At 45.9% G+C, this 15,686-nt stretch carries 12 protein-coding genes; 3 read left to right on the top strand and 9 right to left on the bottom strand.

What is annotated here, in order from left to right; genetic code table 11:
* Window positions 1–311 precede the first annotated feature (311 nt).
* From vpsR to xerD, 6 genes are all read right to left on the bottom strand, one after another.
* Entirely contained in the window at window positions 312–1,646 is a 1,335-nt protein-coding gene (gene vpsR / locus UF05_RS21830; RefSeq protein ID WP_005459408.1) for a cyclic-di-GMP-binding transcriptional regulator VpsR, read from the bottom strand.
* Window positions 1,647–1,895: 249 nt separating this feature from the next.
* Window positions 1,896–3,413, bottom strand: a complete 1,518-nt coding sequence (gene lysS / locus UF05_RS21825; RefSeq protein ID WP_005459407.1) for a lysine--tRNA ligase — start codon at window positions 3,411–3,413, stop codon at window positions 1,896–1,898.
* A 34-nt stretch (window positions 3,414–3,447) separates the two neighbouring features.
* A protein-coding gene (gene prfB, locus UF05_RS21820) for a peptide chain release factor 2 (protein ID WP_097371395.1) occupies window positions 3,448–4,546 on the bottom strand; the annotation gives its coding sequence in 2 pieces (ribosomal slippage) (window positions 3,448–4,470 and window positions 4,472–4,546; 1,098 coding nt in all).
* A 173-nt stretch (window positions 4,547–4,719) separates the two neighbouring features.
* Complete coding sequence (gene recJ, locus UF05_RS21815; protein ID WP_005459404.1) at window positions 4,720–6,459, bottom strand: single-stranded-DNA-specific exonuclease RecJ; 1,740 nt, start codon at window positions 6,457–6,459, stop codon at window positions 4,720–4,722.
* 45 nt (window positions 6,460–6,504) lie between these two features.
* The gene (gene dsbC, locus UF05_RS21810; RefSeq protein WP_020840101.1) at window positions 6,505–7,293 is read right to left on the bottom strand and encodes a bifunctional protein-disulfide isomerase/oxidoreductase DsbC; all 789 of its coding nucleotides are present in this window, start codon (window positions 7,291–7,293) and stop codon (window positions 6,505–6,507) included.
* A gap of 59 nt (window positions 7,294–7,352) precedes the next feature.
* Window positions 7,353–8,270, bottom strand: coding sequence for a site-specific tyrosine recombinase XerD (gene xerD, locus UF05_RS21805; protein WP_020840100.1), 918 nt, complete (start codon window positions 8,268–8,270; stop codon window positions 7,353–7,355).
* A 167-nt stretch (window positions 8,271–8,437) separates the two neighbouring features.
* On the opposite strand from xerD, the gene fldB reads away from it, so the two are divergent.
* Window positions 8,438–8,956, top strand: a complete 519-nt coding sequence (gene fldB / locus UF05_RS21800; RefSeq protein WP_005479739.1) for a flavodoxin FldB — start codon at window positions 8,438–8,440, stop codon at window positions 8,954–8,956.
* 90 nt (window positions 8,957–9,046) lie between these two features.
* On the opposite strand, the gene brnQ is transcribed toward fldB, so the two are convergent.
* Window positions 9,047–10,360 (bottom strand): branched-chain amino acid transport system II carrier protein, encoded by a 1,314-nt coding sequence (brnQ, locus tag UF05_RS21795; protein ID WP_020840099.1) that lies wholly within the window; start codon window positions 10,358–10,360, stop codon window positions 9,047–9,049.
* Window positions 10,361–10,691: 331 nt separating this feature from the next.
* Here brnQ and UF05_RS21790 point away from each other — a divergent pair, with 331 nt between their 5' ends.
* Entirely contained in the window at window positions 10,692–11,411 is a 720-nt protein-coding gene (locus UF05_RS21790) for a tRNA1(Val) (adenine(37)-N6)-methyltransferase (protein ID WP_025632838.1), read from the top strand.
* Between the two features lie 107 nt (window positions 11,412–11,518).
* Complete coding sequence (srmB, locus tag UF05_RS21785) at window positions 11,519–12,742, top strand: ATP-dependent RNA helicase SrmB (protein WP_005479730.1); 1,224 nt, start codon at window positions 11,519–11,521, stop codon at window positions 12,740–12,742.
* Window positions 12,743–12,847: 105 nt separating this feature from the next.
* Here the strand turns inward: srmB and yaaA are convergent, their stop codons facing one another.
* Together yaaA and UF05_RS21775 are read right to left on the bottom strand one after the other, a co-directional pair.
* Window positions 12,848–13,624: a peroxide stress protein YaaA gene (yaaA, locus tag UF05_RS21780; RefSeq protein WP_005487639.1), complete on the bottom strand. Its 777-nt coding sequence runs from the start codon at window positions 13,622–13,624 to the stop codon at window positions 12,848–12,850.
* A 107-nt stretch (window positions 13,625–13,731) separates the two neighbouring features.
* The gene (locus UF05_RS21775; RefSeq protein WP_005459389.1) at window positions 13,732–15,165 is read right to left on the bottom strand and encodes an alanine/glycine:cation symporter family protein; all 1,434 of its coding nucleotides are present in this window, start codon (window positions 15,163–15,165) and stop codon (window positions 13,732–13,734) included.
* Window positions 15,166–15,686: the final 521 nt, after the last annotated feature.

Below are 15,686 nucleotides of genomic sequence, written 5' to 3'. Positions count from 1 at the left end.
CAGCGCAAGCAGTGGTGTTAACAACGTAATGTTTCATCTTGCGCCTCCTAGCTAAAAAAATAATCCGTGTGTGAAGTGATATAACTCAACGAGTTATGGTTAAATTGTAAGCATTGGTGAATATATATCAAACAATTTCTATGCTTTCGATAAAAAACAAATCAATACCCTGAAGATAAGTTGCATATCTTTTTTCATATAACATATTCATCTAGGGAATATATGAAAATTCGAGTTTTATAAATCAGAACGCATACAACGAAAAAGAGCGACCAGCAAGGTCGCTCTCTCAATTCGATTCACTCATTAAATTACATCGCTTGATCGGAAATCAAGTTGTGCTTGTTAAGTAGTCGATACATGGTTGCACGCGACACACCAAGTTCTTTCGCCGCATTGGAAACTTGACCAGAGTGCGACTCCAACACAACCAATAACGCATCACGCTCACTCTTTTCACGAATTGATTTCAAACTGCGTTTTGAATCATTACGTTGCGGCAAATCGAGATGATGTTCTTCAATCATCACGCTGTCAGACATCAACACCGCACGCTTAACTTGGTTCATCAACTCGCGAACATTACCAGGCCAGAAGTAACGAGTCAGAGCTTTCAAAGCGTCCTCAGAGAAACTTTTTGCTTGAGAGTTGTACTCTTTAGAGAACTCTTGCAGATAGAAGCGAGCTAATAGTGCAATGTCACTCGCGCGCTCTTTCAAGCTTGGTACGTTGATACGAAGTACATTGATGTAATGGTACAACTCTTCGTTGAAGTCGCCATCAATCAAAGCTTTTTCTACGTCTGACGAGTTAGCAGCAAGAATACGCACATTCACATTCTTCACACCTTCGCGCGTTTCAATCGTGCCCTCTTGCAAAAACCTTAACAGGTTCATTTGCTGGTCTTTCGAAATGGTCAGAATGTCATTAAACAACACAGTACCGCCATCTGCTTGTTCCAACAGACTTGGGCCCATCTCAGCATCCGCAGCAATACCAAAGACTTCCGCTTGGAAACGTTGCTCATTCAAAGCGCGGCAGTTAATCGACATAAAGGGCTTATGAGAACGGGAAGATACTTTGTGAATTGCACGAGCAACCGCTTCTTTACCAGTACCGCTCTCGCCAGAGATCAGAATACTCACATCCGTAGGACCAATTCGCTTAACTTGATCGCGTAAGCGCTTCATCGGGATAGATTCGCCAATCAGCCCCATATCGAGGCTATTGCCAAAGCTTGGCCAAACTTTTTTCTCTAGCTTGAGCATACCAAGTTGGTGGCCGATGGTGCTCAACAGTTGGGCATCTGGGATTGGGGCAGTAAAAAAGTCGATACAGAAGTTAACGATGAATTGGCAGATGGTGTCTGTGCCGAGCTGAGACTCACGAATAAACGCCAACCAACGCACGTGCTTATGAGAACTCACTAAGTTTGCCAGACCATTCAAGCTAAACTCGTCATGGCTCAGGTCAACGATACCGATACAAGGCCCAATATCTTCCAATAACGTGTTAGCTTTGCGTAAGTCGCCTACTTGGTGACACTTCCAGCCAACTTGTTCCAGTACTGATAACCAAGGCTCATAAGTACCGCCAACTACCACAAGCGATCCCGGGATGGAATCCATCTTAAACTGCCCAGCCATTCTCTAACCCTTATTCTTTTGTTGATAGAAATTTCGCGCCACAAACCCATCTTTGCGAACGGGTAACATTATCGAGACTACGACGCTCGAAGTCTGTCTCAATATTAAGACTATGCAATAGATTGAGATTTGGCGAATACTTATTTGCATATGCCATCAAAATCAAAATGCAACCTATTGAATTTTAGGAAATTAAAGATACAAAAAAACCACCCGAAGGTGGTTTTTTTGTCATTGTTCAGCAAAGAATTACGCTTGTGGGCGCATTGCAGGGAACAAGATCACGTCACGGATGGTGTGCGTGTTAGTTAGCAGCATAACTAGGCGGTCGATACCGATACCTTGACCTGCTGTTGGTGGTAGACCGTGTTCTAGTGCAGTGATGTAGTCTGCATCGTAGAACATCGCTTCGTCATCACCAGATTCTTTTGCTTCAACCTGTGCTTTAAAGCGCGCGTCTTGGTCTTCTGCATCGTTAAGCTCTGAGAAGCCGTTTGCTACTTCACGGCCACCGATGAAGAACTCAAAGCGGTCTGTGAAGAATGGGTTGTCATCGCTACGACGTGCCAGTGGAGAAATATCCGCTGGGTAGCCAGTGATGAACGTAGGCTGCATTAGTTTAGGTTCTGCAGTTTCACCGAAGATCTCTTCAAGAAGCTGACCACAAGTCCAGAAAGGTTCTACTTCAACGTGAACAGATTTCGCGATAGAAACCATTAGTTCGCGGTTTTGTAGATCTTCTTCCGTTAGCGCTTGGATTTGAGCGTGGTCTGGGTTGTAGTGTTTGATTGCTTCAAACATGCTCATGCGAGCGTACTTACCGCCAAACTCAACAGTATCTTCACCGTAAGGCATTGATGTTGAACCTAGAACTTCTAGTGCTACAGAGCTTAGTAGTTCTTCAGTGAAGTCCATTAGATCTTTGTAATCCGCGTACGCCATGTAGAATTCCATCATTGTGAATTCTGGGTTGTGACGTGGAGAAAGACCTTCGTTACGGAAGTTACGGTTGATTTCGAATACGCGATCAAAGCCACCAACAACTAGACGCTTCAGGTATAGCTCAGGCGCAATACGCAGGTACATTGGCATGTCTAGCGCGTTGTGATGCGTAATGAATGGGCGAGCACTTGCACCACCAGGGATCACGTGCATCATTGGCGTTTCAACTTCCATGAACTGTTTAGAGATCATGAAGTTACGAATTGCAGACATAACTTTAGAACGTACAACGAATGCATTACGAGAATCTTCGTTAACGATTAGGTCTACGTAACGCTGACGGTAACGCATTTCTTGGTCAGTTAGACCGTGGAACTTCTCAGGAAGTGGACGAAGTGCTTTTGTTAGCAACTCGTACTCTTCCATGTTCACGTATAGGTCGCCTTTACCAGATTTGTGTAGCGCACCTTTAACACCGATGATGTCGCCGATATCAAGACCTTGGTATTTCTCTTTCAGTTCTTTTTGAACTTCTTTGTCAGCGTAAGCTTGGATACGGCCAGATGTTTCTTGAATTACTAGGAATGGACCACGTTTTGCCATAATACGACCAGCGATCGCTACTACGTGGTTAAGCTCTTCTAGCTCTTCCTTAGTCTTTTCACCGAACTCTTTTTGAAGGTCGCCCGCTAGTGCGTCACGACGGAAGTCGTTTGGGTGGCCGTTTGCTTTGCAGCTCTTTCGGATTTCGTCCAGTTTAGCGCGGCGCTCAGCAATCAGCTTGTTTTCTTCTTGTACAGTTTCGTTTTGAACAGCATCAGTCATTTTCGATGTATCCTGTTTTTGTCGGTGAAAAGCTTTATAGGCCTGATTTCAGGCTAGCTTCAATAAATTTGTCCAGATCGCCATCAAGAACCGCTTGAGTATTACGGTTTTCAACGCCCGTACGGAGGTCTTTAATGCGTGAATCATCCAATACGTAAGAACGGATCTGGCTACCCCAGCCAATGTCAGACTTAGCGTCTTCATTAGCTTGTTTTTCCGCGTTTTGCTTTTGCAATTCAAGCTCAAACAGCTTCGCTCGAAGCTGTTTCATTGCCTGATCTTTGTTCTTATGTTGAGAACGGTCGTTTTGACACTGCACCACAGTATTCGTTGGTACGTGCGTAATACGTACCGCAGATTCAGTGGTGTTGACGTGCTGACCACCCGCACCTGACGCACGGTAAACGTCGATACGCAGATCAGCAGGGTTAATGTCGATAGCAATGTTTTCATCAATCTCTGGGTAGATGAACGCAGACGCAAAAGACGTATGACGACGGCCGCCTGAATCGAATGGCGATTTGCGCACTAAACGGTGAACACCAGTTTCCGTACGTAGCCAACCGTAAGCGTAATCACCAGAGATACGAACCGTTGCAGATTTAAGACCCGCAACCTCACCTTCAGATACTTCGATCACTTCCGCCTTGAAGCCTTTCGCTTCAGCCCAGCGTAAGTACATGCGTAGCATCATGTTGGTCCAGTCTTGCGCCTCAGTACCACCTGAACCTGCTTGCAAGTCAATGTAGCAATCAGAGCTATCGTGGTCACCAGAGAACATACGGCGGAATTCTAGCTGCGCAAGCTTCTCTTCCAACTCTGCAAGTTCTGGTTCGATTTCATCAAACGTTTCTTGGTCTTGTTCTTCAACAGCCAGTTCAAGAAGACCATCAACATCTTCTACACCTTGCTCTAGTTGATCAATAGTTTCAACTACGGCTTCAAGTGATGCACGTTCTTTACCTAATGCTTGTGCACGTTCAGGCTCGTTCCATACATCTGGCTGTTCAAGTTCTGCGTTGACTTCTTCTAGACGCTCTTTCTTCGCGTCATAGTCAAAGATACCCCCTCAGGACATTCGTGCGCTCAGACACGTCCTGAAGACGGTTTTTAATGGGATTGATTTCAAACATGTTTGCTCAACATTTTAGAATAGAATTTAACCGAGAAATTCTACTGAAAAATGTGACGGAGATACAGGAAAATTTCGGCTGAGAAATCAGATTACGATTAGAGAGAGCACGGTCATAAAATTTTACACCCGCTTAAGGGCAACCGTACTCTATATTTCCGAAAAGCTTAGGTATTACTTGGCTTCAATGTGGTCAATCATCAGTTGCAATGATTGGTTACCACGAAATTCATTCACATCCAGCTTGTAGGCCAAACGTACAGTTTTGACCGATGCGTCAGGCCAACGGCGTAAATCGACGTTAAATGCAATTCCATCAATCATCACATTGGTCGGATGCCCTTTGTATAAAGGCTCCAACATCAGTTTAAGATGTTTTTCTCCCACCAATTTTTGGTGCAACACCTTAAACTCACCATCAAAGATTGGCTCAGGAAAAGCTTGGCCGAATGGCCCACCAGCGCGCAACTGCTCCGCAATGTGCATAGAAAACTCTTCCGGTTTTAACTCGCCATCAGTAAGAATCACGCCTTTTAGAGCCGCTTCGTCGAGCTCTTTTTTCACCACTTCATCGAATAAACGACTGAAACGCTCAAAATCTTGCTCTTTGATGGTTAATCCTGCCGCCATCGCGTGACCGCCAAACTTGATGATCAAACCTGGATTTTGCGTATCGATGAAGTCCAACGCATCACGCATGTGTAATCCAGGAATCGAACGACAAGAACCCTTGATCGTCCCTTCACCACCGTCAGCAAAGGCAATGACTGGGCGATGGAATTTCTCTTTGATACGCGAAGCGAGAATACCAATCACACCTTGGTGCCAATCGCGTTGGAACAGCGATAAGCCGTATGGCAGCTCGCTGTTTTCGCCAAACTGCAAACGTTCACAAAACGCCATCGCTTCTTGCTTCATGCCTTCTTCAATCTCTTTACGAGTCTGATTGAGCCCATCAAGCTCACTGGCCATGCGACGTGCGGCGTGGATGTTGTTACACATCAGCAGCTCAACACCAAAAGACATGTCGTCTAAACGGCCAGCGGCATTAATACGCGGCCCCAATGCAAAGCCGAAGTCCGATGCCACCAAACGTCGCGCATCGCGTTTCGCCACTTCAATCAGTGCTTGAATACCTGGGCGCGCTTTCCCCGCACGAATGCGCTGCAAACCTTGATGCACCAGAATTCGGTTGTTCTCATCAAGCGGCACAACATCAGCAACAGTGCCCAGTGCGACAAGGTCGATCAGCTCCATCAGTTTCGGCTCTTGCATGCCTTGCTGAGCAAACCAATTGTGTTTTCGCATGTGGACGCACAACGCCATCATCAGATAGAACGCCACACCAACGCCAGCCAACGCTTTAGAAGGAAACGCACAACTGTCGAGGTTTGGGTTCACCATCGCATCCACTTCTGGCAGAACTTGTCCTGGCAAATGGTGGTCTGTCACCAATACGGTAATGCCATTTTCTTTGGCGTAGCGCACACCTTCAATCGACGATACGCCATTGTCGACCGTCATGATCATTTCTGCGCCAAGTTCCAATGCTTGATCGACCACCTCTGGGCTCAAACCGTAGCCATCTTCAAAGCGGTTCGGCACCAAGTAATCGACGTTATTGCTGCCAAGCATACGCAATGCCAATACAGAAAGAGCAGAACTCGTTGCGCCATCTGCGTCAAAGTCACCCACCACGATGATGCGTTTTTGCTCTTGAATCGCTTGGAACAACAACTCAACCGCCTGCTCAATGCCGCCAAGCTTTTGGTACGAATGCAATCCACGAGCAGAGGTTTCTAGCTGCGCGATGTCAGTAATACCGCGATTGATGTAAATGCGTTTTAAGATCGGAGGAATGGAATCTGGGAGAAGGGAAAGATCCGGTTCGGGACGTCGTTGAATTTCTATCATGCTTGAAAAGAGCCGACTATTGCGTCGGCTCTGCTCCTTAAAGGATTACAGTTGCTCTAAACGTTTCAGTAGTTCAGCTGGCGGTAAGTACCCACCAACCATCTCACCGTTTGGAAGGAAGATTGCAGGCGTACCTGAAATACCTAACTGACGACCAACGTTGTAGTGCGCTTGAATGGTCTCTTTACATTGCTCAAGATCTTTCGCTGGATTATCGAAAGTGCGGCTCACTTTCGCGTTATGCATCGCCGCTTTTGGATTTTCTGCACACCAAATCGTTGCCATTTGCTCAGCAACAGGCCCTGTCGCACCTTGGCGAGGGTATGCCATGTAACGCACAGTAATACCTAGATCATTGTAGCCCTGCATTTGGTTATGTAGACGAACACAGTAGCCACAAGTGATGTCAGTAAACACCGTCACCACGTACTTTTCGTTGTCCGCTTTGTATTCGATCATGCTGTCTGCAAACTTGGCAATTTTCTCAGCATTCAAAGGCGCTTGGCGTTCTGCAAGTACGTCTTTGTAACCGCCGTTGTCATCAATCGCGTATAGTGTACCTGCAATAAAGTGATCGCCATTGTTTGACGCAAACAGTATGCCGCCGTTGGTTTGAATTTCTAGCAGGCCCGCCACATCTGAAGGTTGAATATCAATAATAGACAGACCTAGTTTCGAGAACTTCGCTTTTAGCGCCGCTTCATCAAAGTGTTGTTGCGCAGTTGGCGCAGCCTGTTGTGCAGGAGTTTCGGTTTTTGCCTGACTTTCTTCCGCACCACACGCGGTAATAAAGAATGGTAAAGTCAGCAGAGTTAGTCGGCGTAATACGCTCATTAAAGTCACCTTTAAATAAATTCTTTTCATCCAATCAAAAAGGATGAAGCAAGCCATCATTATGCTCTTGGGTGGTGTTGACTGTGGATCTGCTTCAATCGTTCAGTCGCCACGTGAGTATAAATTTGCGTGGTCGATAAGTCACTATGCCCTAGCAGCATCTGTACGACCCTGAGATCTGCGCCATAGTTCAATAAATGCGTTGCAAACGCGTGGCGTAAAACGTGCGGCGACAACTGATCGGTATCGATGCCAGCAATGACAGCATAGTATTTGATACGATGCCAAAACGTCTGACGAGTCATTTGGCGTGCTCGTTTACTTGGGAATACCACATCGGAAGACGTTTCTCCCAATAATGCAGGGCGACCTTGCTGGATGAATGTTTCAATCCAATCGATCGCATTCTCCCCCATCGGCACCAAACGTTCCTTGCCACCTTTACCCGTCACACGCACGACGCCCTGACGCAAACTGATGTTTTCCATCGTCAGGCTGACGAGTTCTGTCACACGCAACCCAGTCGCGTACAACAACTCAAGCATGGCTTTATCGCGCAGTTCTACCGGATCATTCGGATCTGGCGCGTCCAAAAGTGCGTCCACTTGCTCTTCGCTGATGTCTTTCGGTAAGCGTTGTGGCAATTTCGGGCTGACCAACAAGGCACTTGGGTCATCGGCACGCACTTTTTCACGGTGAAGATACTGAAACAAACGGCGAATGGCTGACAGCATACGAGCACGTGACGTCTGCTTGTAATCCAAATCCACCAGATACGTTTGGTATTCTTGAAGTCCAGACAAACTGATGAAATCGAGGCGGTAACGATGATGCTCCATCCAAGTGAGAAGCTTCATTAAATCATTTCGGTACGAAACCAGCGTATTCTCTGACAGACCGCGCTCCATCCACATTGCATCTAAGAATTGCTCAACAAGCGCAAAATCTTGTTGATTGACAGGCTGTTGTGCCGTCATTCACGCTTCCTTTTATTGTTCATCTATACCCAGTGAGAGTAAGACAGCGCCAGTGTGAATGCTATAAAAAATTGGCTCAGGTGGGGAATCTCACGATATTCGCTGCATTCCTAGGCAGTTTAAGGTTAAAATCCTCTGCAACAGCAACACAAAAAACGACGAATATAATGAAAATCGGACTCTTTTACGGCTCAACAACCTGCTACACCGAGATGGCAGCAGAGAAAATTCGCAACATTATTGGTGCAGACCTTGTCGATATTCACAATGTGAAAGAGACGCCGCTATCGCTGATGGCTGAGTATGATTTATTGCTTCTAGGCATCTCGACTTGGGACTTTGGTGAGATCCAAGAAGATTGGAGCGCCATTTGGCAAGACATCGCGTCTACGCCGTTGAAAGGCAAAGTTGTGGCACTATTTGGTCTTGGCGACCAAGAAGGCTACGGTGAATGGTACCTTGATGCCATGGGCCTACTGCACGACGAGTTAAAAGCAACCGGCGCCCAGTTTATCGGTTATTGGCCAAACGAAGGCTATGAGTTTGAAGCCTCGAAAGCGCTAACGGAAGATGGCAGTCAATTTGTTGGCCTAGCACTAGATGAAGACTCTCAATACGACTTGAGTGACGAGCGAATCGAAAAGTGGTGTGAACAAGTACTTGTGGAGTTCCACGATACGCTTTAAGCACCGACGCTTACGTTGATGCGAACCAGATACAAAAAAGCCCGATGAATCACTTCATCGGGCTTTTTCATTATTCAATTTCTAGCGTCTTTACGCCGCTTCTTCTCGTAGTTCTGGTTGAACAGATTTAGAGATGAAGAACATGCAGATGATAGCTGCCAGAGTAGGAAGAACCCAACCCATGCCCACTTCAAACAGCGGTAGTACGTTGAACGCAGATACATCCAAACCAGCAACTTTCGCTGCATCAACAAGTGCGAATAATAGTGATACTAGCAGTACCGCACGGTATGCAAAGCGAGGATTTGGCAGCTTGCTACGAACAAAGGTAAGAGCAACCAAAGCAATCGCCACTGGGTAAAGGGCAAACAGTACAGGTACAGAGAGCGAAATCAATTGCGCTAGACCAACGTTAGCAACTAGCGCACATACGGCACCGTTGATTAGAACCCACTGCTTGTATGACAGTGATGTCTTCGAGCTGAAGAAATCAGAACATGCTGAAATCAGACCGATAGCCGTTGTCAGACACGCTAACAATACAATCACAGAAAGAACGATTTGACCGTAAGGGCCAAACAATGCTTGAACGTACTGGCTTAGAATCAGACCACCGTTATCTGCGCCCGCAGCAACTGTTGCACTAGTAGCGCCTAGGTAGAATAGCGAAATGTAAACAAATGCTAGACCAGCCGCAGCGATACAACCTGCAAAAATCAGGTACTTAGTCGTCGCAGAACGCTCCGTAATACCTTTGCCGCGCAGTGCATCCACCATCAACATACCAAACATCAGCGATGCGAAAGTATCCATGGTGTTGTAGCCTTCAAGGAAGCCTTTGGTTAGTGGCTGAGTTAGGTACTCACCGCGTGCACCGATCATATCACCTTGAGGATCTAGGAATACTGCAACAGCAAGAATGATCAAACCGACAAATAGCGCTGGAGTCAGCACTTTACCGATCAAGTCGATAAGACGGCCTTGGAACCAAGAGAACAGCATTGCAACCGAAAAAAAGATCACAGAGAACGCGGTAAGGTGCGCTTGAGAAGCTTCAACAAAGAATGGCTTCACGGCCATCTCGTAAGCGACTAGACCTGTACGAGGCGCTGCAAACGCAGGACCAATAATGATGAAGATAAGTGCTGCCATCAATACTGCTGCTTTTTTCGGAAGATCTTGAGTCAAGTGATCCCATGATCCACCTGCTACAGCAATAGCAACGATAGTAATAAGAGGTAGACCTACCGCTGTTAGCAAGAAACCGAACATCGCTGGCAATAGGTTTTCACCCGCGAGCTGACCCGCTAGAGGTGGAAAGATGATGTTGCCTGCACCTAAAAAGAACGCAAATAGCATAAAGCCTACTGCGACAATATCTGTTAGTTTTAACGTCTGCTTCACAGATAACCCTTTTCTTTATTTAATGAATGTTGTGTATGCATCGACCACTTTTTTGTATACCCAAAAGTGAATGAGTATCTGTGGTTCAATCTATAAAATTTTCGCCGCATAATGACGAAAGACTCATCATTTGGCAACCTTTAAGAAAAAAACACCATATTAATTTAGTTTTTAAACTTAAAAGCAGTGTATCTAACTAGATCAAAAGAACCGTACAGTTCTTTATCTCGATCAATTAACCATACAATTTAATAACCAACAAAACAACAATCTATACAAATAAGAAACAATAGAGAATTTCACTTAAATATTGAGCAGATAAAAAACAATCATGAAGAGCGAAAAATTTCAAACTAAAGGCTTCAAGTTTAAGCAGTTTTGTATCGAAGGAGGCGAAAGTGGCATGCCGGTGAGTACCGACGGCGTGATGCTAGGCGCGTGGATGGAAAGTCCGAGCCCAGCCCATATTTTGGATATCGGGACAGGAACAGGGTTGCTCGCTTTGATGTGTGCTCAACGCTTTCCTGACGCAAAAATTACCGCCGTTGATATCGAAACCACAGCGGTTGAAGCCGCAAGCCACAATTTTTCGCACTCGCCGTGGCACGACCGACTCTCAGTTCAGCATACCGATGTTTTGATTTTTTCGCCGCCGCAACGCTTTCAACGCATTGTTTGCAACCCACCCTATTTCAACACTGGTGAGCAAGCTAAACAAAGCCAGCGAGCAACCGCTAGGCATACCGACTCCCTGCGCCATGATGCGTTGCTTAAGTGTTGTTATCAGTTGCTAGATACAGAAGGAAAAGCCAGCTTTGTGCTGCCAATCACCGAAGGGGAGCTATTTATTGAACTAGCATTAACCCAGGGTTGGGCTCTATCTCGACTGTGCCGCGTGCAACCATCGGAAAAGAAACCCGTACACCGTTTGCTGTTTGAACTGGCAAAGCAACCTTGCGATACTCAAGAGTCACATTTGATTATTCACTCATCAGACGGTTACAGCGATGATTTTGTCCGCTTAACCCACGAGTTTTATCTTAAGATGTGAAATAACATGTGATCCTTATCACCAATCACTTTATAATGTGCGACCTTTTTATATTCTATGCTGCTTTGGCGAACCATTAACCAAGCTTTGCTTGTGGAGAACTCATTGTGATCAGAACCTTTGCTGAACTTGATCTAGACCAAAACCTACTTGAAGCCATTGAAGAGATGGGCTACGAACGCCCAACTAAAATTCAGGCAGAAGCGATTCCACAAGCGTTGGATGGTCGTGACATTCTAGCGTCAGCGCCAACGGGTACTGGTAAAACGGCAGCCTTCGTTCTGCCAGCATTGCAATACTTGCAAGATTTCCCTCGTCGTAAACCTGGGCCTGCGCGTATTTTGATCCTTACGCCAACTCGCGAACTGGCGATGCAGGTTGCCGACCAAGCTCGTGCTTTGGCAAAGAACACTAAGCTGAACATCTTCACGATCACAGGCGGCGTTCAATACCAAGAACACGCAGACATCCTAGCAACTACGCAAGACATCGTAGTTGCAACACCAGGCCGTCTACGTGAGTACATTGATGCAGAACGTTTTGATTGTCGTGCTATCGAATGGCTGGTTCTCGATGAAGCAGACCGCATGCTGGACATGGGCTTTGCTCCAACGGTTGACCGTCTGTCGAATGAATGTCGCTGGCGTAAGCAAACCCTTCTGTTCTCAGCAACACTAGAAGGTAAAGGCGTAGAAGGCTTCACGGCTGACCTATTGAACGAGCCAGCAGAGATCGACGCAAAATCGCCACTGCGTGAGCGTAAGAAGATTGCTCAATGGTATCACCGTGCTGATAGCGCAGAACACAAACTGGCTCTGCTGAAACATATCATCACAGAGCAAGCTGAGCGCACTATCGTGTTCTTAAAAACTCGTGAACGCTTGGCAGAGCTACGTGCACAACTTGAGAGCGCACAAATCCCGTGTTCGTGGATTCAAGGTGAAATGCCTCAAGATCGTCGTAATAATGCCATTGCACGTTTCCGTGACGGCACTGTGAACGTGCTACTAGCAACTGACGTTGCGGCGCGTGGTATCGACCTTCCTGATGTTTCTCACGTTATCAACTACGACATGCCGCGCACGGCTGACGTATACCTTCACCGTATCGGCCGTACAGCTCGTGCAGGTAAGAAAGGTAACGCAATCTCAATCGTAGAAGCGCACGACCAGCCAATGATGGATCGCGTAGCACGTTACGTGAAAGAAGACATCAAAGAGCGTTTCATTAAAGAGATGCGCCCTAAGCACAAGAAACCTGTGTTTAAGAAGAAAAAGAAAAAAGAAGACAAGAAGAAAACAGCGAAAAAGAAAACCGCTAAGAAGAAGTAATCTTGTTGAGGCTTACAAAGCCCAAATAGAAATAACAAAGGGTTGGCAGTGCCAACCCTTTTTCGTTTGTGTAGCTTTCAATTAATAACGCGTATTGCGCTTCAATCAGTTTTGCTCTTCACGTTTAAATACCAAGTCTGTTGGTGTCGACTCTTCCTCAACGAAGTAGTAGCCAGCGGTATCAAACTTCGTTAAATCCGCCACGCTCTCAATGCGATTTTCGATGATGTAACGCGCCATCATGCCACGCGCTTTCTTCGCATAAAAACTGATCACCTTGTATTGGCCATTCTTACAGTCTTTGAAAATTGGCGTAATCACTTGTGCATCCAAGTTCTTTGGCTTCACCGCTTTAAAATACTCATTCGACGCAAGATTGATCAAAACATTGTCGCCTTGCTCAGCAATCGCTTCATTGAGCTTGTCGGTAATCACATTGCCCCAGAACTGGTACAGGTTGCTACCTTTATCGTTCGCCAGTTTTGTCCCCATCTCCAGACGGTATGGTTGCATTAAGTCGAGCGGTTTGAGCAGACCGTACAGACCAGATAGCATGCGTAAGTGTTTTTGCGCGTATTCGAAGTCCGCATCTGATAGTGTTTCAGCTTCCAAGCCCGTGTACACATCACCTTTAAACGCCAAAATGGCCTGACGCGAGTTTTCCGTTGTGAACGTTTCGCTCCACTCTTGGAATCGCCCGACGTTCAGATCGGCTATTTTGTCACTCACTTTCATTAAAGAGGCAACATCAGCAGGCGTCAGTTTGCGGCAAACGTCGATCAATTCTTTTGAATATTCAATTAACTCTGGTTGAGTAAATTTTTCTGTCGCTAACGGAGACTCGTAATCGAGGGTCTTCGCTGGAGAAACTACGATAAGCATGACTTTCACTTCCCTAATTTTGTTTTTTATTAGGGTACAAAAAAAGCCATGCATTGTCTGCATGGCTTTACGAATCGTCTTAATAGCTTTTAACGATAGGAGAACACTTAGTCTTTCTTAGTGTTGTCCCAAATACCGTCTTCTAGCTGAGACTTAAGCTCAGGGAAATCGTTCGCATCGAACGTTGGTACTTTACCTTCGCCTAGCTGGCGGTTGTAGTCTTTCGCCAGTTTGATCACGATGCCCGATAGCAACAGAATCGCTACCAAGTTAACAATCGCCATCAGCCCCATCGAAACGTCAGCCAACGACCAAACCACAGGAAGAGACGCTAGCGCACCAAACATTACCATGCCCAGAACCACAACGCGGAAGATGCTTAGACCAGCTTTATGGTTGTGCTCCAAGAAGATCAGGTTCGTTTCTGCGTAAGAGTAGTTCGCGATGATTGAAGTAAACGCGAAGAAGAAGATTGCAACTGCAACAAAGATGCCGCCCCAATCACCAACTTGCGAGCTCAACGCACGCTGAGTTAGCTCAATACCAGTAACTTCCGTTGCTTGACCTACATACTCGCCCGACATCAGGATAATCGCTACTGTTGCAGAACAGATAACAATCGTATCCATGAACACGCCTAGCATCTGAACGTAACCTTGAGATGCTGGGTGCGGTGGGTAAGGCGTTGCCGACGCTGCCGCGTTAGGCGCAGAACCCATACCCGCTTCGTTCGAGAATAGACCACGTTTGATACCGTTGATCATTGCTTGTGCAATCGCATAACCAAGACCACCCGCTGCAGCTTCTTGCAGACCGAATGCGCTCTTGAAGATCAGCATCAATACATCTGGTAGTTTCTCTAGGTTTGAGAATACAACGAACAATGCAAGTACTAGGTATAGCAGTGCCATGATAGGAACGATCAGCTCAGCTACTTTCGCGATACGCTTGATACCACCGAAGATAACTACAGCTGAAAGTGCAACAACAGCAATACCAACGTATAGGTCATTCCAACCAAATGCGTTGCTCATTGCGTTTGCAATTGAGTTCGCTTGTACGGCGTTGAATACCAAACCAAAAGCGATGATTAGGAAAACAGAGAACAACACGCCCATCCAACGCATGCCCAAGCCTTTTTCCATGTAGTAAGCAGGACCACCACGGTAGTTGCCATCATCATCTTTGGTTTTGTATAGCTGCGCCAGAGTACTCTCTGCAAACGACGTTGCCATACCAAGCATTGCGATCAGCCACATCCAGAAGATCGCGCCAGGGCCACCAGCAGTCAATGCAACTGCAACACCCGCCATGTTACCAGTACCTACACGTGCAGCAAGACTAGTACAAAGCGCTTGGAAAGAAGAAATACCAGCTTTGTCTGCTTTACGGCTGTTCTTAAGAACAGAGAACATGTGGCCGAAGTGGCGGAATTGGATGAATCCCAATCGAACGGTGAAGTAGATTCCTACACCTACAAGAAGATAAACCAGAATCGAACCCCAAAGGAGGTCGTTCATCAAATTGATTAAGTCTGTCATGTGTACCTCAAAGTGAGTTGCGCCAGTCTGTGCGTCCGAGCCATCCACCAGATTGCCTGCTAAGTGTCAAAGTGTGCTTAGCTTTTTGAATAATGTTTATGCGCAATCTAGAATCGTAAACGTCGCTTCATGCATCCATTTTACGTACCAGCGTATTTTTTGACGGGCGGATAATGCAACCTAGGAACGCAAAAATCAATATGCAACCATTAAAATATCATTGTTATTTTTCACTATAAAGTCACCAAAAAATAACATAAAAAGAGGACTTAACACCCCAAACTCGCAACATTTCAATTACCAACATCTAACATAAATAATTACACCGACATTAATAGAACAGCACTCCATAAAAAACGAACCAGGCTAGTATTCACAAGGTGTTACATAAAATTATCTTCGCCGCCAGAGAGGTAATCGAACACTATTTCATCAAACACATTTTATGCAACTTCAACCTTTGCTTAGTACTCTAATTGAACGCATCAAATTAACATTGAAAATCTCTTCATTTAATCGTT

It is taken from the genome of Vibrio sp. S457-15, assembly GCF_000960545.1.
GTDB classification, from domain to species: Bacteria; Pseudomonadota; Gammaproteobacteria; order Enterobacterales; family Vibrionaceae; genus Vibrio; species Vibrio parahaemolyticus.
This window is presented reverse-complemented; position numbering and strand designations above follow the sequence as displayed.

Excerpts from the sequence above, each read along its gene's own strand:
- yaaA (WP_005487639.1), bottom strand. The coding sequence starts at position 13,624 with ATGCTTATCGTAGTTTCTCCAGCGAAGACCCTCGATTACGAGTCTCCG.
- xerD (WP_020840100.1), bottom strand. The coding sequence starts at position 8,270 with ATGACGGCACAACAGCCTGTCAATCAACAAGATTTTGCGCTTGTTGAG.
- dsbC (WP_020840101.1), bottom strand. The coding sequence starts at position 7,293 with ATGAGCGTATTACGCCGACTAACTCTGCTGACTTTACCATTCTTTATT.
- recJ (WP_005459404.1), bottom strand. The coding sequence starts at position 6,459 with ATGATAGAAATTCAACGACGTCCCGAACCGGATCTTTCCCTTCTCCCA.
- vpsR (WP_005459408.1), bottom strand. The coding sequence starts at position 1,646 with ATGGCTGGGCAGTTTAAGATGGATTCCATCCCGGGATCGCTTGTGGTA.
- lysS (WP_005459407.1), bottom strand. The coding sequence starts at position 3,413 with ATGACTGATGCTGTTCAAAACGAAACTGTACAAGAAGAAAACAAGCTG.
- UF05_RS21790 (WP_025632838.1), top strand. The coding sequence starts at position 10,692 with ATGAAGAGCGAAAAATTTCAAACTAAAGGCTTCAAGTTTAAGCAGTTT.
- fldB (WP_005479739.1), top strand. The coding sequence starts at position 8,438 with ATGAAAATCGGACTCTTTTACGGCTCAACAACCTGCTACACCGAGATG.
- UF05_RS21775 (WP_005459389.1), bottom strand. The coding sequence starts at position 15,165 with ATGACAGACTTAATCAATTTGATGAACGACCTCCTTTGGGGTTCGATT.